19 protein-coding genes and 1 pseudogene are annotated in these 19424 nt (G+C 67.3%); 11 read left to right on the plus strand and 9 right to left on the minus strand.

Annotated elements, in window-relative coordinates; all coding sequences use genetic code 11:
* The 3 genes and pseudogenes from QOD90_RS29485 to QOD90_RS29495 all read right to left on the minus strand — a co-directional run.
* A pseudogene (locus QOD90_RS29485) lies at positions 1-224 on the minus strand (HNH endonuclease signature motif containing protein); the annotation flags it as partial.
* 141 nt (positions 225-365) lie between these two features.
* Entirely contained in the window at positions 366-1058 is a 693-nt protein-coding gene (locus tag QOD90_RS29490) for a hypothetical protein (protein ID WP_526355795.1), read from the minus strand.
* A 33-nt stretch (positions 1059-1091) separates the two neighbouring features.
* Entirely contained in the window at positions 1092-2582 is a 1491-nt protein-coding gene (locus tag QOD90_RS29495; protein ID WP_526355797.1) for a carboxyl transferase domain-containing protein, read from the minus strand.
* A gap of 37 nt (positions 2583-2619) precedes the next feature.
* On the opposite strand from QOD90_RS29495, the gene QOD90_RS29500 reads away from it, so the two are divergent.
* Genes QOD90_RS29500 through QOD90_RS29530 form a run of 7 tightly spaced genes read left to right on the plus strand, consistent with a single transcriptional unit; the run spans position 2620 to position 10362 of the window.
* Positions 2620-3354 (plus strand): enoyl-CoA hydratase, encoded by a 735-nt coding sequence (locus QOD90_RS29500; protein WP_526355799.1) that lies wholly within the window; start codon positions 2620-2622, stop codon positions 3352-3354.
* Positions 3354-4460 carry an MBL fold metallo-hydrolase gene (locus QOD90_RS29505; protein WP_526355801.1) on the plus strand — a complete coding sequence of 369 codons (1107 nt, stop codon included), beginning with the start codon at positions 3354-3356 and terminating at the stop codon, positions 4458-4460. The genes QOD90_RS29500 and QOD90_RS29505 overlap by 1 nt, the downstream gene beginning before the upstream one ends.
* Before the next feature lie 17 nt (positions 4461-4477).
* The gene (locus tag QOD90_RS29510; RefSeq protein WP_526355802.1) at positions 4478-6067 is read left to right on the plus strand and encodes a serine hydrolase domain-containing protein; all 1590 of its coding nucleotides are present in this window, start codon (positions 4478-4480) and stop codon (positions 6065-6067) included.
* Positions 6064-8445 carry an HAD-IC family P-type ATPase gene (locus QOD90_RS29515; RefSeq protein WP_526355804.1) on the plus strand — a complete coding sequence of 794 codons (2382 nt, stop codon included), beginning with the start codon at positions 6064-6066 and terminating at the stop codon, positions 8443-8445. Before QOD90_RS29510 ends, QOD90_RS29515 begins: the two co-directional genes overlap by 4 nt.
* A 25-nt stretch (positions 8446-8470) precedes the next feature.
* Positions 8471-8707, plus strand: a complete 237-nt coding sequence (locus QOD90_RS29520; RefSeq protein WP_526355806.1) for an Rv0909 family putative TA system antitoxin — start codon at positions 8471-8473, stop codon at positions 8705-8707.
* 3 nt (positions 8708-8710) lie between these two features.
* Positions 8711-9151: a type II toxin-antitoxin system Rv0910 family toxin gene (locus tag QOD90_RS29525; protein ID WP_526355808.1), complete on the plus strand. Its 441-nt coding sequence runs from the start codon at positions 8711-8713 to the stop codon at positions 9149-9151.
* A complete protein-coding gene (locus QOD90_RS29530) occupies positions 9148-10362 on the plus strand; it encodes an SAM-dependent methyltransferase (RefSeq protein WP_526355810.1) in 1215 nt (404 codons plus the stop codon). The genes QOD90_RS29525 and QOD90_RS29530 overlap by 4 nt, the downstream gene beginning before the upstream one ends.
* A 7-nt stretch (positions 10363-10369) precedes the next feature.
* Here the strand turns inward: QOD90_RS29530 and QOD90_RS29535 are convergent, their stop codons facing one another.
* Positions 10370-12067, minus strand: coding sequence for an NAD-binding protein (locus tag QOD90_RS29535; protein WP_526355812.1), 1698 nt, complete (start codon positions 12065-12067; stop codon positions 10370-10372).
* A gap of 51 nt (positions 12068-12118) precedes the next feature.
* Between QOD90_RS29535 and QOD90_RS29540 the strand changes: the two genes are divergently transcribed.
* On the plus strand, positions 12119-12844 hold the full coding sequence (locus QOD90_RS29540; RefSeq protein WP_526355814.1) for a 3-keto-5-aminohexanoate cleavage protein: 726 nt from the start codon (positions 12119-12121) through the stop codon (positions 12842-12844).
* Here QOD90_RS29540 and QOD90_RS29545 read toward each other — a convergent pair.
* The gene (locus QOD90_RS29545; protein ID WP_526355816.1) at positions 12834-13280 is read right to left on the minus strand and encodes a cupin domain-containing protein; all 447 of its coding nucleotides are present in this window, start codon (positions 13278-13280) and stop codon (positions 12834-12836) included. The two genes, QOD90_RS29540 and QOD90_RS29545, sit on opposite strands and share 11 nt — an antisense overlap.
* 48 nt (positions 13281-13328) lie before the next feature.
* Here QOD90_RS29545 and QOD90_RS29550 point away from each other — a divergent pair, with 48 nt between their 5' ends.
* Positions 13329-13763: a hypothetical protein gene (locus QOD90_RS29550; RefSeq protein WP_526355818.1), complete on the plus strand. Its 435-nt coding sequence runs from the start codon at positions 13329-13331 to the stop codon at positions 13761-13763.
* Positions 13760-14344 (plus strand): GNAT family N-acetyltransferase, encoded by a 585-nt coding sequence (locus QOD90_RS29555; protein ID WP_526355820.1) that lies wholly within the window; start codon positions 13760-13762, stop codon positions 14342-14344. The genes QOD90_RS29550 and QOD90_RS29555 overlap by 4 nt, the downstream gene beginning before the upstream one ends.
* A gap of 40 nt (positions 14345-14384) precedes the next feature.
* Here the strand turns inward: QOD90_RS29555 and QOD90_RS29560 are convergent, their stop codons facing one another.
* From QOD90_RS29560 to QOD90_RS29575, 4 genes are all read right to left on the minus strand, one after another.
* Positions 14385-14834: an Hsp20/alpha crystallin family protein gene (locus QOD90_RS29560; RefSeq protein WP_526355822.1), complete on the minus strand. Its 450-nt coding sequence runs from the start codon at positions 14832-14834 to the stop codon at positions 14385-14387.
* A gap of 137 nt (positions 14835-14971) precedes the next feature.
* Positions 14972-15832 carry a winged helix-turn-helix transcriptional regulator gene (locus QOD90_RS29565; protein WP_526355830.1) on the minus strand — a complete coding sequence of 287 codons (861 nt, stop codon included), beginning with the start codon at positions 15830-15832 and terminating at the stop codon, positions 14972-14974.
* Positions 15833-15868: 36 nt separating this feature from the next.
* Positions 15869-17386 carry a carotenoid oxygenase family protein gene (locus QOD90_RS29570; RefSeq protein ID WP_526355824.1) on the minus strand — a complete coding sequence of 506 codons (1518 nt, stop codon included), beginning with the start codon at positions 17384-17386 and terminating at the stop codon, positions 15869-15871.
* Between the two features lie 3 nt (positions 17387-17389).
* Positions 17390-18619 carry an acetyl-CoA acetyltransferase gene (locus QOD90_RS29575; protein ID WP_526355826.1) on the minus strand — a complete coding sequence of 410 codons (1230 nt, stop codon included), beginning with the start codon at positions 18617-18619 and terminating at the stop codon, positions 17390-17392.
* Positions 18620-18821: 202 nt separating this feature from the next.
* On the opposite strand from QOD90_RS29575, the gene QOD90_RS29580 reads away from it, so the two are divergent.
* Positions 18822-19424 (plus strand): ANTAR domain-containing protein (locus tag QOD90_RS29580; RefSeq protein ID WP_526355828.1); only part of this gene is annotated, 603 nt, incomplete at its 3' end.

Consider the following 19424-nt stretch of genomic DNA (forward strand, 5'->3'; position numbering starts at 1 on the left):
GTGGTGATGCGGGCGGCGGCGCCGATGTGGGCGCAGACCGCGGCCCAGTTGTCCAGGCACCATTGGTCCCGGTCGGCGGAGTGCGACGCGGCGTGAGCGGTATCGAGCAGGGTGACCATCGCGGCCAGGCGGCGGGCGCACGCGGCGGCTTCCACCCGGGTCCAGGCGTCGACTGCGCCGGCTCCGTGGGTGCCGGTGGTGGTGGCCACCAGGTGATCGAACACGATTCGAACATATGTGCTAACACCGACATCGAACAACCCCGAAAAGCCAACCTGTGGATGAATTACCGACTGTGCACAACCACCCCGTCAGACACCGAAAATGTCAGTGGCACATGCTAATTGCGTCGGAACCCCGACGACTCAGGCCTCGATCTCGCCCGCGATCCGGCGCTCGATTGCCGCCCGAGTGACCGCGGGCAGAACCACCAGCCCGTCCAACTCGTGACGGGCCTTGGCGTAGGCGTTCTGCCGCTCGTGCGGCGTCGCCGCCTCATCGGACGCCACCCGCAGCAGATGCTGGGCACGTTCGAGCCGGTCCTGCCCCTCGGGCGAGAAGTCGCTGCGCCGTCTGCGGATCGCCTCGGCCTCGGCCACGTCGAACGCCGACGCGTAATCGTGCACCGCGTCGCGGTAGTCCAGCTGCGCATCACGATCACCGAGCACGTCCTCCACGGTCGCCGGCCGCAGTAGGTCGGCGCGGCTGCGGGCCTTGTGAAAGGCGACCGTGAGCGGCTGGCGCATGTCGGTCATCATCGGGAAGTCCAGCAGCTTGGCGACGTCCATCTCGTAGTCGAGCCAACGCCCGTCGACCCGGTCGTGTTGCGCGCCGACCTTGGTGAGCTCGCGCCGCGCGGCCACCTCGTCGACCTTGCCGCGGCCGGACGCCTCCGCCACCGCGATCTTGGTCTGCTGCTTGATCCGGTAGCGCTCCAGTCGGCGTTCGGCACGCCGCTCGTTGGCCGCGGCGATGGCCCTGACGCCGCCACCGATCACACCGCCGAGCGGAAAGATTAGCCACCAGAAGTTTCCGGCGAAGTGCAGCACCGAGTCCACGCTCTCCAGAATGCCACCGTCGCGCGGCTCAAGTCATGGGGCGAGGCGATTCAAGCCGATGCCGCGGTAGTGCCGTAGCCGCGCCGCCAAACGCTCCTCGCCGGTCAGGGACCCCAGCGAGTGCAGTTCGGCGGCGATGGTCGCCGACAGGCGTTGGGTGAAGTCCGATGGCGTGTCGGCGGCATCGGTGTGCTCGGGCACGATCACGTCGACGATTCCGTTGCGCAGCAGGTCCGCCGACCGGATACCTTGTGCCGCAGCAAGTTCGGGAGCGTGGTCGACGTCTCGGAAGACGATTGCGCTGGCACCCTCCGGCGGCAGCGGCGCCAGCCAGCCGTGCAGGGCGGCGAGCACGCGATCGGCGGGCACCATGGCGAGTGCAGGTCCGCCGCTGCCCTGCCCGAGCAGCACCGACACCGTCGGGGTGTCCAGCGTGACGAGCTGCGCCAGACACCTGGCGATCTCGCTAGCCAGCCCGCCCTCTTCGGCCTCGGCCGACAACGCCGGGCCAGGAGTGTCGATGACGAGGACCAACGGCAGCCGCAACCCGGCGGCCAACGCCATCCCGCGTCGCGCCTCGCGCAGCGCCTGTGGGCCTGCGAGCCCACCGCCGACACCGCGCTGCTGCCCGACCACCACCGCGGGTTGTCCACCGAATCTCGCCAGTGCCAGCAGCGTCGTGGCTGCCTCGCCGTGGCCACCGGTCCCCGACAACAGCACCCGCTCGGTGGTGCCGTGCCTCAGCAGATAGCCGATGCCTGGGCGGTCCGGGCGGCGGGACGCCTCCACCGAATCCCACGCGGGCACGTCAGCGATGGGCTCCGGAGCGGGTGCCTGCGGTGGTGAGCCGGGTCGGTCCGATAGCACCTTGAGCGCGCGGTCCAGCGTCGAGCGGAGCAGTTCGATGGGGACGACGCCGTCGATCACGCCGTGCCGATGCAGGTTCTCCGCGGTCTGAATACCCGTCGGGAACGGCTCGCCATACAGGTGCTCGTACACCCGCGGACCGAGGAAGCCGATCAGTGCACCCGGCTCGGCGGCAGTCACGTGGCCGAGTGAGCCCCACGACGCGAACACCCCGCCCGTCGTCGGATGCCGGAGGTACACCAGGTAGGGGAGGTGCTCCTGCTTATGCAGTTCGACGGCGGCGGCAATCTTGACCATCTGCAGGAAGGCGACCGTGCCCTCCTGCATTCGAGTACCACCCGAGCTCGGTGACGCCACCAGTGGAAGCCGCTCGGCCGTCGCCCGCTCCACCGCCGCGGTGATCCGCTCGGCAGCAGCAACGCCGATCGATCCCGCGAGGAAGTCGAACTCGCTCGCGACCACCGCCACCCGGCGCCCGCAAACGGTTCCCTCGCCGGTCAGGACGGATTCGTCGAGCCCGGTGGCGGCCCTCGCCTGTGCCAGTTCGCGGCGGTACTGCGCGTCGGCGGCGACGTCGACGGGGGCCTGGTCCCAGCTGATGAACGACCCCTCGTCGAGGACGGCATCCCGTAGCGCAATGGCGCCGATCCGGCTCACCCGCCAAGGCTATCCGGCGCATCGTTACGCTCTAACCATGATTGGAGTTACGCGCGACGGCTACGTATTGACTTTGGAGATGCAGCGGGCCGAACGCCGCAACGCATTGAACGTCGAACTGGTCGACGGTTTGCGAGAGGCGATCGAGCACGCCGCCTCCGAGGACGTCCGCGCGATCGTCCTGACCGGCGCTGGCAACGTGTTCAGCTCGGGCGCTGACCTCACCGACGCGGCAGGCATGGCCGAGAAGCTGCCCGACAAGGCCAAGGCCCTGAACCTCGCCATCGACGCCGCGCCGATCCCCGTCATCGGCGCGATCAACGGACCGGCGATCGGCGCGGGTGTGATCCTGTCGATGATCTGCGACCTGCGCGTCGTTGCGCCCGACGCATACTTCCAGTTCCCTGTTGCGAAATACGGTCTGGCACTTGATAACTGGAGCATTCGTCGGCTCACGTCGCTGGTCGGTGCGGGTCGGGCCAGGGGCATGCTGATGGCCGCGGAGCGGCTCACCGCGGACGCCGCGCTGCAGACGGGCATGGCCAACCGGCTCGGCACGCTGGCCGACGCGCAGGCCTGGGCCGCCGAGCTCGCCGGGTTCGCTCCACTGGCGATCCAGCACGCCAAGCGCGTTTTGAACGACGACGGCGCCTACGAAGATCCGTGGCCCGCCCACCAGGAGCTCTTCGATAAGGCCTGGTCCAGTCAGGACGTCATCGAGGCACAGGTCGCGCGCATCGAGAAGCGGCCTGCCAAGTTCCAGGGCGCCTAGTGTTCTGGCGGGCGGCGCGGCTGATCGGCGGCACCGCCGCGGTCGTCGGTGGCGGCTGGGCCTTGCGGGCGCTGCAGGGTGCGCCAGAGGCGTTGGGTGCGTCGCCGGTCGACATCGACGGCACCACCAAGGGCTCGCCGAACTATCACGACGGCGTCTTCGCCAACCTCGAACCAGCCTCCGAGGCCAGCCTCACTCGCCAGGAGCAGTTCATGCTCGTCCGCGAGGTCATCGGCGGCAGCTCGCACCAGCATCCACCCACGCCCGTCCCGCTGGTCACGCCCGACCCGAGCGTGGTGGCTGGAGACCTAGCGGTCACGTGGTACGGCCACTCGTCGGCGATCATCGAGGTGGACGGGTACCGCATCCTTGCCGATCCGGTGTGGAGCGATCGTTGCTCACCGTCGCGCGCCGTCGGTCCGCAGCGGCTACACGCGGTCCCTGCCGAACTCGAGGCGCTGCCCGCCATCGACGCCGTGATCATCAGTCACGACCACTACGACCACCTCGACGTCGACACCATCAGACAGCTCGCGCTCACTCAGCGGGCGAAGTTCTTCGTCCCGCTCGGCATCGGCGCCCATCTGCGCGCGTGGCACATCCCCGACGAACGCATCGTCGAGCTCGATTGGAACCAGAGCGCGCACCTCGGCGAGCTCGAGTTGGTCTGCACCCCCGCGCGGCACTTCTCCGGCCGCTTCCTGACGCGCAACGTCACGCTGTGGTCCTCTTGGGCGATCATCGGACCGCGCCACCGCGCGTTCTTCGGCGGCGACACGGGTTACACCAAGAGCTTTGCGGACATCGGCTCCGAATACGGTCCATTCGATCTGACGCTCATGCCCGTCGGCGCCTACCACCCCGGTTGGCCCGACATCCACATGAATCCGGAGGACGCCGTCCGCGCGCACCGAGACGTCACCGACGGCGGACTCCTGGTGCCGATCCACTGGGCGACGTTCCGACTGGCGCCGCATCCGTGGTCCGAACCCGTCGAGCGGCTGCTGATCGCCGCCGAGAGCGACGGAGTCCGGGTGGCCACCCCCAAACCCGGCCAACGCATCGAACATCTGGCAGCACCGATAGACCCGTGGTGGAGGACGTGACCGGCTAGCGTGCTGGTGTGAGCTTCTCGCCTTCGTTCCGGCCGCTGATCTGCTTCGTCGTTGCCGTCACGTTGCTGGCGGGCTGTGATTTCACCTCGGCGCCACCGCCCAATGGTTCCGCCACGTCCGACGTTGCGCCCCAAGAGGAAGCGGCGCAGCCGCTGCCTGCGGACGCCGTCGAGAACGCGGTAGGCAAACTCGACGGCCTCGTCGACGACCTGATGAAGAAGTCGGGTATCCCCGGCATGGCCGTCGCGGTGGTGCACGGTGGAAAGACGGTCTACGCCAAGGGTTTCGGGGTCAAGGACACCACCAAGGGCGATGCCGAAGGGAACAAGGTCGATCCCGACACGGTATTCCAGCTGGCATCGGTATCGAAATCCCTTGGCGCCACCGTCGTCGCACACCAGGTGGGGCAGAACGCGATCAGTTGGAACACGCCGATCGTCGAGAAGCTGCCGTGGTTCGCTCTGTCCGACCCGACCATCACCAAGCTCGTCACCGTCGGCGACATGTACTCGCATCGGTCCGGCCTGCCGGACCACGCGGGCGACCTCCTCGAGGACATGGGCTACGACCGGCGCACGGTGCTGCAGCGATTGCGCGACTACCCACTCGATCCGTTCCGAATCTCATACGCCTACACCAACTTCGGGCTGACTGCGGGTGCCGAGGCCGTCGCCGTCGGAGCCGGCAAGTCCTGGGAGGACCTCAGCCAGGACGTGCTCTACAAGCCGCTGGGCATGACGTCGACTAGCTCGCGTTTCGACGAGTTCGTGGCCAGGCCCGATCGCGCCGTCGGACACGTCCGCGTCGATGGGGGCTACCAGCCCAAGTACGTTCGCGACCCCCAGCCCGAAGCCCCCGCGGGTGGGGTCAGCAGTTCGGTCGACGACATGACGCACTGGCTGACGATGATGCTGGCCAACGGCACCTATGACGGCAAGACGGTCGTCGACCCGAAGGCGCTGCTGCCCGCGATCACCCCGCAGAGCGTGTCGGATCGCGCGACGGACCCATCGACGAGGTCCGGCTTCTACGGCTACGGGTTCAACGTCGGCACGACGTCGGATGCCCGCACGCAACTCAGCCACTCTGGCGCGTTCCAGCTTGGTGCCGGGACGAACTTCGTGATACTGCCGTCGGCGGACGTCGCCATCATCGCGCTCACCAATGCAACTCCCGCAGGCGTGCCCGAGACGCTCACCGCCGAATTCGCCGACCTGGTGCAGTTCGGCGTGGTGCGCGAGGACTGGTTCAAGCTGTACAACGCGGCCTTCGTGCAGATGGATCAGCCGACCGGCTCACTCGTCGGTCAGCAGCCGCCGACGAACCCGGCGCCAGCGAAGCCGTTGGCCGCCTACGTCGGGCAGTACGAAAACTCCTTCTGGGGCCCCGCGCGCGTGACGCAGCAGGGCGACGGACTTCAAGTGGCCATCGGGCCCAAACTCGTCTTCCCGCTTGAACATTGGGACGGGAACGTGTTCAGCGTCAGCTTCGTCACCGAGAACTCACCGCCGGGCAGCATCTCGAAGGCGACGTTCGACGGGAACAAGCTGGTCCTCGAGTACTACGACGTGAACGGGACGGGCACCTTCACCCGATGAGTAGCGCACTCGCCGTCGGCCTCTCCGACGCCGACGTGGCGCAACGCGTCGCCGATGGCAACACCAACGACGTCCCCGCGCGAGCGGCGCGCAGCGTCGGCGAGATCGTCCGCGCCAACGTCTTCACCCGGATCAACGCGATCCTCGGCGTGTTGCTCATCATCGTGCTGTCCACCGGATCGGTCATCAACGGGCTGTTCGGCATTCTCATCGTCGCCAACAGCGCGATCGGCATCATTCAGGAACTGCGGGCCAAGCAGACGCTGGACAAGCTGGCCATCGTCGGGCAGGCGAAACCGCTGGTGCGCAGGCAGTCTGGGACGGGCCCTCGGTCGCCGAGCGAGGTGGTGCTCGACGACGTCATCGAGCTCGGGCCGGGCGATCAGATCGTGGTCGACGGCGTGGTGCTCGAAGACGCGAATCTGGAAGTCGACGAATCGCTGCTGACCGGCGAAGCCGATCCGATGGGCAGGGACGTCGGCGACGAGGTGAAGTCGGGCAGCTTCGTGGTGGCGGGAAGCGGGGCGTACCGGGCGACGAGGGTCGGCCGCGAGGCGTACGCCGCCAAGCTCGCCGAGGAGGCCAGCAAGTTCACGCTGGTGAAGTCTGAGTTGCGCAGTGGCATCAACACGATCCTGCGGGTAATCACCTACCTGTTGATTCCCGCCGGGCTCCTGACCATCTACACGCAGCTGTTCACCACCGATGCCGGCTGGCGAGAGTCGGTGTTGCGCATGGTCGGTGCGCTGGTGCCAATGGTGCCAGAAGGTCTGGTCCTGATGACGTCGATCGCGTTCGCCGTCGGGGTGGTCCGCCTGGGCCGACGCCAGTGTCTGGTGCAGGAACTGCCCGCCATCGAGGGCCTGGCCCGGGTGGACGTGGTGTGCGCCGACAAGACGGGGACACTCACGGAGAGCGGGATGCGGCTCAGCGATCTCAAGACGTTCACCCGGGACGACTGCGCGGACCCCCTGGCATCGCTTGCTGCCGACGACGACCGTCCGAACGCCAGCATGCAGGCCATCGCCGAGGCCTACGGCAAGCCGCCTGGCTGGACGGCCACCGCCAGCGCGCCGTTCAAGTCGGCGACCAAGTGGAGCGGCACTTCCTATGGCGAACATGGCAACTGGGTGATCGGCGCACCCGACGTGCTGCTCGATCCGGCTTCACCCGACGCCGCAGCGGCCGAACGGATCGGCGCGAAGGGTCTTCGAGTGCTGCTCCTCGGCTCGTCGGACGGGTCCGTCGACGCGCCCGGCGCGCCTGGCGAAGTCACCCCGGTGGCGCTGGTCGTGCTCGAACAACGGGTGCGCCCCGATGCCCGCGAGACCCTAGATTACTTTGCTGCGCAAAAGGTTACGGTGAAGGTCATCTCCGGCGACAACGCCGTCTCCGTCGGCGCGGTGGCGGGCAGCCTCGGTTTGCACGGCGAGACGATGGACGCCAGAGAGCTGCCCGATGACCCCGAGGCGCTTGCGGACATCCTGGCCGAGTACACGACGTTCGGCCGGGTGCGGCCGGATCAGAAGCGGGCGATGGTGCACGCCCTGCAGTCCAGGGGCCACACCGTGGCGATGACGGGCGACGGCGTCAACGACGTGCTCGCGCTCAAGGACGCCGACATCGGGGTCGCGATGGGTTCTGGTAGTTCCGCCTCGCGTGCAGTCGCGCAGATCGTATTGCTGGACAACAAGTTCGCGACCCTGCCGTATGTCGTCGGCGAGGGCAGACGGGTGATCGGCAACATCGAACGCGTCTCCAATCTATTCCTTACCAAGACCGTGTACTCGGTACTGCTGGCTGTGCTGGTGGGGCTGGCCGGCCTGTCGGCCAAGATCTTCGGTACCGATCCGTTGCTGTTTCCGTTCCAGCCCATCCACGTCACGATCGCGGCGTGGTTCACCATCGGCATCCCAGCGTTCGTGCTGTCGCTGGCACCCAACCGCGAACGTGCGCACACGGGCTTCGTCCGACGCGTGATGACCTCGGCCCTGCCCAGCGGGCTGATCGTCGGCGCTTCGACGTTCGCCAGCTACCTGCTCGCCTATGAGGGCCGGGCTTCGACTGCCACGGAACAGATGCAGGCATCCACGGCAGCCTTGATCACGCTGTTGGTGAGCGCGCTTTGGGTGCTCGCCGTCGTCGCTCGCCCGTACGAGTGGTGGCGGATCGGACTGGTCGGCATCTCTGCGCTGGCCTACGTGGTGATCTTCGCGCTTCCGCTGGCGAGGAAGGCCTTCATGCTCGATCCCTCCGACGTGGCGACGACGTCGACCGCCCTGGCCATCGGTTTCGTGGCGGCCGTGCTGATCGAGATCGTCTGGTGGGTGCAGGGGCGGATTTTGGGGGAGTCACGTCGCCTCTGGCGGTCGGACTAGCTCTTCGGGTGATTAAGGTGGGGTCATGGGATTCTTGGACAAGGTGAAGGACCTGGCGTCGAAGAACGCCGACAAGGTCGACATGGCCATCGAGAAGGTCGGCGATGCCGTCGACAAGAAGACGAGCGACAAGTACAAGGGCACCGTCGACAAGGTGCAGGAGGCGGCGAAGAAGGCCGCCAGGGACAACGGTGCAGCACCCGGGCAGCAGCCGCCCGCGGCACCGCCCGCCGCGCCGTCCGGACCGCCGCCGACCTCGTAGAAGGTGGCCAAGCTGTCGGTCTCCGTCGACGTGCCACTGTCACCGGAGAAGGCATGGGCGGCGGCCTCGGACCTGTCGCGTTATAAGGAGTGGCTGACGATCCACCGGGTGTGGCGCAGCACGCCGCCCGAAACCCTGGAGAAGGGCACGAAGCTGGTGTCCGTCGTCGAGGTCAAGGGCATGCTGAATCTGGTTCATTGGACGATCGTCAACTTCAAGCCGCCCGAGAGCATGACCCTCAACGGTGACGGCAAGGGTGGCGTCAAGATCAAGCTGATCGGCAAGATCAAGCCCGCCGAGGAGGACCCGACCGGATCCACGGTGACCTTCGACGTCCACCTTGGCGGGCCTGCGCTGTTCGGGCCGATCGGAATGATCGTCGCAGGCGCGCTCAAGGGCGACATCCGCCAATCCTTGGAGAAGTTCAAGACGGTCTTCGCGTGACCGTCGCCCGAAGGTTCGCCGAGTTGGTTCGCGACGGCGCGGGAATCGAACTGCCCGTTCGCATCCGGGCGTGGGACGGTACCGAGGCAGGTCCGGCCGACGGCCCGGTGCTGGTCATCAAGAATCGCCGGGCCCTGCGCAGGTTGTTGTGGGCGCCTGGCGAGATGGGGCTGGCACGGGCCTACGTCACCGGTGACGTCGACGTCGACGGCGACATGGCCGACGGCTTTCGTCGCGCCTGGGCGATGTCGACCAAACGCCGCACGTCGATTCCGTTGCGGGACAAGGTCGGCGCGGGGTTTGCCGCCGCCCGGCTCGGGGCGCTCGGGCTGCCCCCGAAGCCTCCGGTGTCCGAGGCGCGGCTGGCGGGTCGGCTGCACACCCGCGGTCGCGACCGTGCCGCGATCGCCCATCACTACGACCTGTCCAACGACTTCTACGAGTTGCTGCTCGACGAGCACATGGCGTACTCGTCGGCGTACTACGCGCACGACGGGCAGAGCCTGCACGATGCGCAGACCGCCAAGCTCGACCTGATTTGTCGCAAGCTGGAATTGAAGGAGGGTCAGCGACTACTCGACGTCGGGTGTGGGTGGGGGTCGATGATCCTGCACGCCGCCCGCAACTTCGGCGTCCACGCCACCGGCATCACGCTGTCGGCCGAGCAGCGCGACTTCATCGCCGAGCGCGTCACCCAGCAGGGGCTCGGCAGTCTGGTCGAGGTGCGCCTTCAGGACTATCGCGAATTATCGGACGAGCCAGCAACATTCGATGCGGTGAGCTCGATCGAGATGGGCGAGCACGTTGGCGAGGGCAACTATCCCACCTATGTCTCGACGATGCTTGGGGCGCTCAAGTCGGGCAGTAGCCTTCTGCTGCAGCAGATGTCGCGACGCGAGGGCACGGCGCCGGGCGGCGGCCCCTTCATCGAGTCCTACATCGCCCCCGACATGCACATGCGGCCGCTGTGGCAGACGGTCCGCCACCTGGAGAATGCGGGCTTCGAGGTCCGCGACGTCGAAGCGATGCGCGAGCACTACGTGAAGACCGTCGAACACTGGCTCGAGACGTTCGAGACCTTCTACGACGAGTTCGTCGCACTGCAGGGCGAGGAGGTCGCCAGAGTGTGGCGGCTCTACCTCGTCGGCGGCGGGTTGGCGTTCGAGCAGGGCCGGATGGGCGTCGACCAGATCCTGGCCCGCAAGCCGTGACCGGGCGCTAGCGAGCGGCGGTGACGTTGCGCTGCCCCTTGTGCAGCGTGTCCAGGAGCTCGCGGTGCGGACCGACCAGGTATGCGGTGTCGCCTGCGAACATCTGGGTGTCGCGGCGGGGATGCAGTTGGACCTCACCCGGCCCACGGGCGATCGCGATCACCCGTGTCTGAGTGGACATCTCGGCCATCCGGAGGCCGTCGAGCTCGCTACCGGGCTCCACCTCGACGCCGCCGACCATGAACGACTGCTGCCCGACCGAGAACGTGCCGAGCACCTCCAACCCCATGGCGATCCCGATGAACCACGGCGCCGCGAGCTCGACCGTCGAGCGCACGTTCTCGAAGCCGAAGCGCTGGGCGACGGCGGCCCCCAAGGTGCGGTCGTAGACCCGCAGCACCACCGGAACACCCGGCTTGTCCGCGGACCGCAGCCACCGCTCACCCAGCCGCTCGCGCAGCACGATGCCGGTCTCGATGTTGACCATGTCGTCCTGCGTGAGAACCGCCACCGCCACCGCGTCGTCGATGCGGGCCGACTCCAGTGTCTGGGGCAGTGTGGCGTCGCCGAAGATCACCGGCACGTCGAGTTGGGCGGCCGAGGACAGATAGCGGTTGGTGGGGTTGCGCTCGATGACCACCACGTCGTGGCCGGCGGCCTTGAGATCGGCCACCACGCGAATCCCGAACGAGCCGAGGCCCACCACGACGATGTGGTCGCTGAGCTCGCGGACCTTGCGCTTACCGGCGTTCTGCGCGATGCGCCGTGACAACAGGAGGTCGGCGACGAACGCCATCAGCAGGGCCGTCGTCGTCACGCCCGCGAACATCAGCAGGATGCCGAACAGCCGCAGCCAGGTCGGTTGGTCGACGAAGCTGAAGTCGCCGTAGCCCACGGTGGCGATCGTCTCGGTGGAGAAGTAGAGCGCGTCGACGAAGCTCATGCCGGGCCGGTGGTAGGCGAAGCGCAACAGCACGGTGGCGGACAGCAGCAGGGTCATCGACGCGGCCAGCGCCTTGAAGAAATTCGGGTTCACGTCGTCGCGGAAGGCCCGTATGGCGTCGCCGATGCGCTTGAACGGCGTCCGTCGACGGCCGATGGCTGCCGTCGGGGGCGCGGCCACGGCGATTCCTTGCGCGGCGAGGTCCTCAGCCGTCCCGATCATGGCCGTCCAATCACCGGGCCGAACGCGCTCGTCGCGGCCCGGGCACGGCACCACGACACCCGGATCGGGGGAATCGTCGCCACGCAGGACGGCAACGGGAGCCAGATCGCCGAAGATCTCCCGCAGCGAAGCGTCCCGCGGGGCATCCGTGCCAGAGACGACGAACTCCACCCCGGCGACGGCGATCGAATGCGTCGTGCGCGACAGGCAGGCCTCGACCACGGACGACGCCGCCAGGTCCGCGACGTCCAGAATGGCGCCTGGACCGTTGCCGATCGCGACTGCTTCGCGCAGGACGCCGTTGGCCAACCGGGCAACTACGCGCACGGCCGGATTGAATTCCCTTGCCAGCAGGGCGACTTCGAGGTTGAGCGCATCGTCGTCATCGGCGCAGATCAATGCCACCGCGCCCGCGATGCCCGCATCGCGTAGACCGTCGGACGAGTCGACGATCGCGATCTCCCGGCCCGCGCTCCGGAGCTCCTCGATGATCCGCAGCGCCAGCGGATCATCCCCGCAGACGATGATGTGCCCCTCCATTCCGCAGACGCTACTTCGGAAACCTCGGTGGCGACGGGTGAAGATAGAGGCATGCCTACCGCGAAGATCTACGTCAAGGCGTGCATCAACGGTGCCCGCACCCCCGATCAGCACCCCAATCTGCCCGTCACCCCCGATGAGTTGGCCGCCGCGGCGGCCGCCGCACACCAGGCCGGCGCCCAGGCCGTCCACATGCACCCGAAGACGCCGGACGGAAAGGACTCGCTTGAACCCGACGTCGTCGCCGCGGCGGTGTCCGCCGTTCGGGCCGCCGTCCCCGGCTTGCCGCTCGGGGTGACCACGGGGTTCTGGGCGCTGCCCGATCCCGACGCGCGGCGCCGGGCAGTGGAGGGCTGGACCGTGCTGCCCGACTTCGCCTCGCTGAACTGGCACGAGCCCGGCTCACCGGAACTTGCGGACGTCCTGCTCGGTAAGGGGCTCGGCGTCGAGGTGGGGTTGTTCCACCTCGAGGCAGCGGCGGCGTGGGCTGATTCGAAGATGGCCAAGCACTGCATGCGGGTGATGATCGAGTTGCAGGCGCACGAGGACGTTGCCGTGGCGGACGCCATGCTCGCGAGGATCGCTGCGGCGGGCTCACCGGCGCCGGTGCTGTTGCACGGTCTCGACGAAAGTTGTTGGCCGCTACTCGAACACGCGGGCGTGTGTGGCACCCAGACGCGCATCGGCATGGAGGACACCTTGAAGCTGCCGGACGGAACCGTCACCCCCGACAATGCTGCGCTGGTGTCGGCGGCGGTGCAGCTGCTCAGCCGGTAGGCGCGCCAAGGGCGAAGTCGGCGAAGTCGAAGCCGGGCACGACGACGCAGCTCACTAGCGTCGGGTCGGCGTCACGCGGGGTAGCTCGCTGCCAATGCCCAGGTGGCACGACGAACTGCGGCTCTTCGCCTGCGGTGACGTCACTGCCGAGCAGATGGGTTACGGCGCGGTCCTTTTCGGCTCCGACCTCGAGCAGGAGTGGGCTGCCCCGGTGATGGAGCCACAGTTCGGCGCTGCGCACGGTGTGCCAGGCCGATTGCTGACCTGGCATCAGAAGGAACAGAATCGCCGTGCCCGCACTGCGGGGTCCCGTGTAGTCGGGCGGGAGCGCGGGTTGTCCCAAGGTCAACGCGCTGCGCCACGTCTCCCGGTACCAGCCCCCTTCGGGGTGTGGCGCCAGATCGAGTTTCCGGGCCCAGTCGGGGAGCTCCGTCATGTGTGCAGCCTACGTCGGGGCGGCCGGTAGACCCGATACCCTCATCGCATGGCTCGCCTGCGTCCGGGATGGTTCGTCGTGCTCTGCTCGGCGGTGCTCCTGGTCAGCGCGTGGTTGCCCTGGCTGGTGACCAGCGCAGGCGGGGGTGGACGGGCAAATGCCATCGGCGGGAAGTTCGGCGTGATCGACGTGCCACCCAACGGGTTCGGCGTCGGGCAGTTGATCGTCGTTTTGAGCTCGACATTGATCGTGGCTGCGGCGATGGCGGCGCGGAGCCTGTATGCCAAGATCGCTTCTACTGCGGCCCTTGGCATTTCGGTGCTACTAGCGGTGCTGGTGCTGTGGTACTACCGGCTGTACGTGGCAAACCCGGTGGCCGCTGGCTACGGGCTCTACGTCGGAGGGGGGGCCGTCGTGGTTGCCGCTGTACTTTCGGTGTTCGCCATGGTGGCGGCGTGGTCGGAGCTTGGTGGCCGCCGATGACCGGCTTCATCGAACCCGTCGCGCTGACGGGGGAGCGTTGGGTCTCGCTCGAACCGCTGACCCCCGAGCACACGCCGGAGATCGCCGCGGCCGCCATGGACGTCCGGCCGCTGTGGTTCACCAGCGCGCCAACACCCGAGACGACACAGGAGTGGGTCGACGGCCGGCTTTCGGTGCAGCACCCGGACACCGGGCTGACGTTCGTCGTTCGCGGACGCGACGGTGAGGTGATCGGTTCCTCGAGCTACTGCAACGTAGACCCGCCCAACCGCCGGCTCGAGATCGGCTACACCTGGTACCGCCAGTCGGTGCGGAGGTCCGGCGTCAACACCGAATGCAAGCTGCTGCTGCTTGGCCACGCCTTCGACGAGTTGAACTGTGTGGCAGTCGAATTCCGCACTCACTTCTTCAACTCCACCAGCCGTGCCGCGATCGAGCGATTGGGCGCCAAGCGCGACGGGATACTGCGGAGTCACCAGATACTGCCCGACGGGTCGCGCCGCGACACCGTCGTCTACTCGATCCTCGACACCGAGTGGCCGTCGGTGCGCAACAACCTGCGGTTCCGGCTAGACCGGTGACGACGCCACGCGGCGCCGTCACCGGCCACGACGTCGGACGCTAGCCGCTGTCGACGGTGGTTGGCGAGATGGGCGTCTTCGCGCCGCCGTGGGCAATCTGGACCTTCCGCGGCTTGGCCCGCTCCGCGAGCGGAATCACCACGGTGAGCACGCCGTTCTCGTAGGTCGCGCTGATCGCCGACGCGTCGATGCCGTCGCCCAACGAGAGTTGTCTGCGGTACGTTCCGAAGAATCGCTCGTTGGTCAGCCACTGGACCGAATCCTCACTGCGCGCACTTCGGTGCGCCGAGATCGTCAGCGTGCCACCGTCGACGTCGATGTCCACCGAGCCGGGATCGACGCCGGGCAGATCGGCGGTCAGTAGGTAATTGTCGTCGATCTTGCACAGGTCCATCGGCATGAACCGAGGGCTGCGGTTCGATCCAGTCTGGTTGCTCAGCAGACTGCGGGTCATCGAATCGAGGTCACCGAACGGATCAAAACGAAGCACAGTAATCCACCTCCCTTGTCGACTCTTCGAGCCCGCCACCTCGGCGGGCAGCCAATCACTGTGCAAGTCCGAAATTAGCACTCGACGGGGGAGAGTGCCAGCACTTTTTTTCACCGCCCGAGTGGAAGCTGCGGTGCTCACCGTCTCTCTTCCACGTCGGCGCCGCGCAACGGCGCGGCGCACTGATCGCAGATGAGCGTGGCATCGAAGGCGTTGCCGCACATGGCGTGCCGGAGCAGCACGGCTGGACCCTCTGGCGCGGCGAACCAGCGCTGGGCCCACTGCAGCGCGGTGATCAGGACTCCGAACACGGCTCGCCCCTTCTCGGTGAGCAGGTAGCGGCCGCCGCTCGCCTCGAGGACGCCACCCGTGGTGAGGATCTGCAGCCGGTCGGCCAGGGAGCCCGGTGGGGCGCCGAGCTGTGCGGCGAAGTCGTTGAATCGGGTGGTGCCGACGAAGGCCGCGACGAGAAGCGCGAAGGCCCAGCGGTTTCCGAGGATGCTCATGGTCTCGGGAAACAGCCCCGCCCGCCCCGGCTGCGTGTCGGACGCCGATCTGCGGCGCGTCGACTCGACCGGCATGGAGCGCGGCCACGACCCGCTGGGGCCCCACCCGACGCTCAGCTCCTTCTCCGTCACCACCTGTGTGCACGCCCGACACGTGACCAGGGGTGCGAAATCCGCGTCGCAGCCGAGGTGGTGCATGGTGGGTAGGCGCTCGGCGTGGTCGGGCACCCAGCTTCGCTCCCATTCCCAGATCGCCGTCAGCACGGGCCACAGTGAACGCCCCCGTGGCGTCAGGACGTACTCGTAGCGCGGCGGCCTGTCCTGATAGATGCTGCGGGCCAGCAGGCCGTCGTCGGTCATCGCCGACAGCCGTCGCGTGAGTACCGCATGCGAGATCGGTAGGCGCGCAGCGAACTCGCCGTAGCGGGTGACACCGAGAAGCGCCTGCTGAGCGATCAGCAGCGTCCACTCGTCGCCAAGGACGCCAAGCATGCGGCCAACGGCGTTGACTTCCTCCGGCCGGCCCAATTACAGACCGATCGCCTCGGCGGCAGTGTCAGTCTGCCGCCAGCGGCGCAGCTCCGATCCCGCGGCCCACGTCGAATGCGTTCCGCTGGAGACCCGTTCCGGCAGAGCCAGTTTGCATACCGGGCCGTCGCCGACCCTGGTGGCGTCGAACACCAGGCAGAAGGACGCGTCGGCGTTCATGTCGGTGGTGATGGTGACCAGATAGCCGTCGTCCTCGGCGGTACTTCCCACCCGCGGCGCCATGGCCGTCTCGCTGCCGTAGACCCCGTCGTCGAAGGCGAAGTGCTCCTCGGTACCGGTCTGCAGGTCGTGCTTGACCAAGCCGTCGAACAAGAACCACCCCGGCTTGCCCGTCGCGGCATAGGTGTAGCGATAGTTGGCACCCGCATGGCCGGGGTTGATCATGCCGAACTCGGTGATGGTGTCGGAGAGCTGCTCTTCACGGACGCCGCCGGTGACGAGGTTGAATCGCCAGCGATGCAGACGCGCCTGCATGCGGTCGAGGGCGAGGAAGCGGAATGCGCGCTGCCACTTGTCGCCAAGGCCGTTGTCCGCCGGCTCCGGATCGCCTTGGTAGAAGCCGTCGAGCACGATCTCGTCGCCATCCTCGTAGGCGTTGGTGAAGTGCAGGACGTAGGTCGGGTTGGCCTCGAACCACTGGATCTGTGCGGTCTGACCGCGCCGGGGGATGACGGCGAATCGCGACGGCATGTCACGGTGGAAGCGCGCGACGTGGGCATTGCGCTCCAGGTATTCGGGCTCCCAGAACAGCGGAAAGTCGTTGAGAATGGCGTAGTTCTCGGTGAACGCCATGTCGTGGGGCAACCGTGGCCCAGGTAGCGGCACGTCGACGTAGTGGACGAGTTCGTTGTTGCCGTCCACGACGCCGTAGTGCATGAACGGGTCCTGCTTGGAGTAGTTGAAGAACAGCAGTTCGCCGGTCTTGTCGTCGACCTTCGGGTGCGCGGACACTCCCCAGTCGGACGGAAAGGCGCCGTTCCACTGCTGCTTGCCGAGGGTGTCTCCGCTGAACGGGTCGACACGGTACAGGTCGCCGCACTGGTAGAAACTGGTCAACGCGGTGCCACGGTGCACGGTCACGTCGGTGCTCGACGCGTCCTTCATCAACGTCCTTGCGCCCCAGCCGTAAGCGCGCTTCGCCAGGCCGACCGGCTCGGCGAGTCCCGGCCACAGCGGTCCGCCTGCGTCGTTCTCTTCACCGAACCCGTCGGTACGGACGAACCTGTTGCGGTAGAACGCCTTTCCGTCGCGGAACCCGACGATGTGCATCATGCCGTCGCCGTCGAAGGGGTGGTACGCCTTCATGGCGGGGTGCAGCGGGTTCTCGGTGTTGCGCAGGTAGACGCCGTCGAGGTCGCGCGGCAATTCCCCTTCGACGACGGTGAGGTCGTCGGCGTTCCACTCGCATGCCTGCGGTCGCCACGGTCCGGTGCGATATGGGTGGTCGTCGTCGTCCGGCAGCGTCGAAAGGAACTTGCCGACCATCTCAACATCCATCAACTACTCCTTGACCGAGCCGACGACGAAACTGACAGTGGTGGCGGTGCTGCCACCGAAGTTCAGCGTGCCGAAAGTCCTTGCGCCCTCGACCTGATAGGCCCCTGCGGTCCCGCTGACCTGTTTGGTGGCGTCGACGAGCATCCGTACCCCGGACGCCCCGACGGGATGGCCGCCGCCGATCAACCCGCCGCTGGGGTTGATGGGCAGGCGTCCGCCGATCTCGATCTCGCCGTTCTCGATGGCCTTCCAGGATTCGCCGGGGCCCGTCAGCCCGATGTGGTCGATGGCGAGGTATTCGCTGGGGGTGAAGCAGTCGTGCACCTCGATTCCGTCGAGGTCGTCCAATTCAATCCGGGCACGGTCGAACGCGTCGAGAACCGCCCCGCGCACGTGTGGCATGACGTAGGCATCATCGGCCGAACGGTCGAGTTTCTGCCGCATGCCGAGCCCGACGGTGCGGTGGCCCCAGCCCTCGATGCGGGCCAGCGGTCTCGCGTCGGGGTGGTCGCGCAGATAGTTGTCGGTGGCGAGCACGACGCCCGAACCGCCGTCGGTCATCTGGCTGCAGTCGAAGCGGCGGAGCCGTCCCTCGACGATGGGATTGACCTGATCCTCGAGCGAGTCACCGGCGATCAGGTCGGGCACCGTCCAGTCGCGGGTCTGTGCATTCGGGTTGCGGCGCGCATTGGTGAAGTTGACCGTCGCGATCGCTCGCAGGTGGCTTTCGTCGATGCCGTAGCGGCGGTCGTACTCGTCGGCGACCTGGGAGAACATGTATGGCCACATGAACTTGGCGTCCTGGCCCTCTTGGCCGGTCCACGCGGCGGCCCCGAGGTGCTGCGCGGCGGTGTCGCCCGGCACGGTCTTCTCCAGTTCGATGCCGACGACGAGCGCTGTCTCGTAGGCACCGGATCGGAGGTCGGCGATGGCCGCGAGGACGGCGATGCTGCCAGAGGCGCAGGCCGCTTCGTGGCGCGATGCGGGGGTGTCCCAGAGGTCGTCGACGACGGTGGCGGGCATGGCGCCCAGGTGGCCCTGAGCGGCGAACATCTCGCCGAAGGCGTTGCCGACGTGGACGACGCCGATGGCGGCCGCGTCGATCTTGGCGGCCTGCAGTGTCGACGTCACGACCTCGGTGGTGAGGCCGGCGAAGTCGATGCCCTCACGGCTGAGATTGCGGGCGAAGTCGCTCTGGTAGCCGCCGAGGAGCCACACATTCGAACCGCTCATGCCTGGGGACGGTACTACAACTAACAGAGTGACCCGAGGTGTTTGGCCCCCTGGAACGGAGCGATCCCGCCGGCTCGTTTCTAAACCGGCGGGATCTGGGTGTGCTCGGGTGTCGACACACGAGCTCACCTACATGCGGGCTTTCCCAACCTCCGGTGCTACAAACGTGCTTCGGGGGGAACATAGGGGGCAAGATGCTGACATGAAGCTGCAGAACCACGACCTCGCCGTCCGCATGGCGGAGTTGGCGCGGGTGACCGCGTTGCGGAAGGTCGACGACGTGCTCGTCGACGTCACCTCGACCGCAAAGGAATTGATTCCTGGCGTCGACCTCGCAGGCGTGCTGCTCGTCGGCAAGGCCAACAGTTTCGAAACCCTTGCTCCGACGAATGATTTGATGTTCAAGCTCGACGAGCTGCAGATGCGGCATGGCGAGGGGCCGTGCGTCGAGGCGGCGCTGGACGAGATCGTCGTCCGCACCGACGACTTCCGCAACGAACCGCGATTCCCGAACTACGCGCCAGAGGTCGTGAAGCTCGGCGTGCTCAGCGCGCTGTCGTTCAAGCTGTACACCGCAGAGCGCACCGCGGGCGCTCTAAACCTATTCGGGTTCGAGCCCAAGCTCTGGGACAGCGAAGCGGAGTCCATCGGCATGGTCCTCGCGGCGCACGCAGCGGCGGCGATCCTGGCCAGTCGCCAAGGTGAACAGCTGCAGTCGGCGCTGTCCACGCGCGATCGCCTCGGCCACGCCAAGGGCATCATCATGGAGCGGTTCAAGATCGACGACGTCCGCGCGTTTGGGATG

Source organism: Mycobacterium sp. (assembly GCF_032161845.1).
Classification (GTDB): domain Bacteria; phylum Actinomycetota; class Actinomycetes; order Mycobacteriales; family Mycobacteriaceae; genus Mycobacterium.

What these genes read in the sequence shown, in the direction of transcription:
- QOD90_RS29500 (WP_526355799.1), top strand. Translation starts at nt 2,620, where the DNA reads ATGATTGGAGTTACGCGCGACGGCTACGTATTGACTTTGGAGATGCAG.
- QOD90_RS29515 (WP_526355804.1), top strand. Translation starts at nt 6,064, where the DNA reads ATGAGTAGCGCACTCGCCGTCGGCCTCTCCGACGCCGACGTGGCGCAA.
- QOD90_RS29520 (WP_526355806.1), top strand. Translation starts at nt 8,471, where the DNA reads ATGGGATTCTTGGACAAGGTGAAGGACCTGGCGTCGAAGAACGCCGAC.
- QOD90_RS29535 (WP_526355812.1), bottom strand. Translation starts at nt 12,067, where the DNA reads ATGGAGGGGCACATCATCGTCTGCGGGGATGATCCGCTGGCGCTGCGG.
- QOD90_RS29540 (WP_526355814.1), top strand. Translation starts at nt 12,119, where the DNA reads ATGCCTACCGCGAAGATCTACGTCAAGGCGTGCATCAACGGTGCCCGC.
- QOD90_RS29545 (WP_526355816.1), bottom strand. Translation starts at nt 13,280, where the DNA reads ATGACGGAGCTCCCCGACTGGGCCCGGAAACTCGATCTGGCGCCACAC.
- QOD90_RS29550 (WP_526355818.1), top strand. Translation starts at nt 13,329, where the DNA reads ATGGCTCGCCTGCGTCCGGGATGGTTCGTCGTGCTCTGCTCGGCGGTG.
- QOD90_RS29555 (WP_526355820.1), top strand. Translation starts at nt 13,760, where the DNA reads ATGACCGGCTTCATCGAACCCGTCGCGCTGACGGGGGAGCGTTGGGTC.
- QOD90_RS29565 (WP_526355830.1), bottom strand. Translation starts at nt 15,832, where the DNA reads ATGCTTGGCGTCCTTGGCGACGAGTGGACGCTGCTGATCGCTCAGCAG.
- QOD90_RS29570 (WP_526355824.1), bottom strand. Translation starts at nt 17,386, where the DNA reads ATGGATGTTGAGATGGTCGGCAAGTTCCTTTCGACGCTGCCGGACGAC.
- QOD90_RS29575 (WP_526355826.1), bottom strand. Translation starts at nt 18,619, where the DNA reads ATGAGCGGTTCGAATGTGTGGCTCCTCGGCGGCTACCAGAGCGACTTC.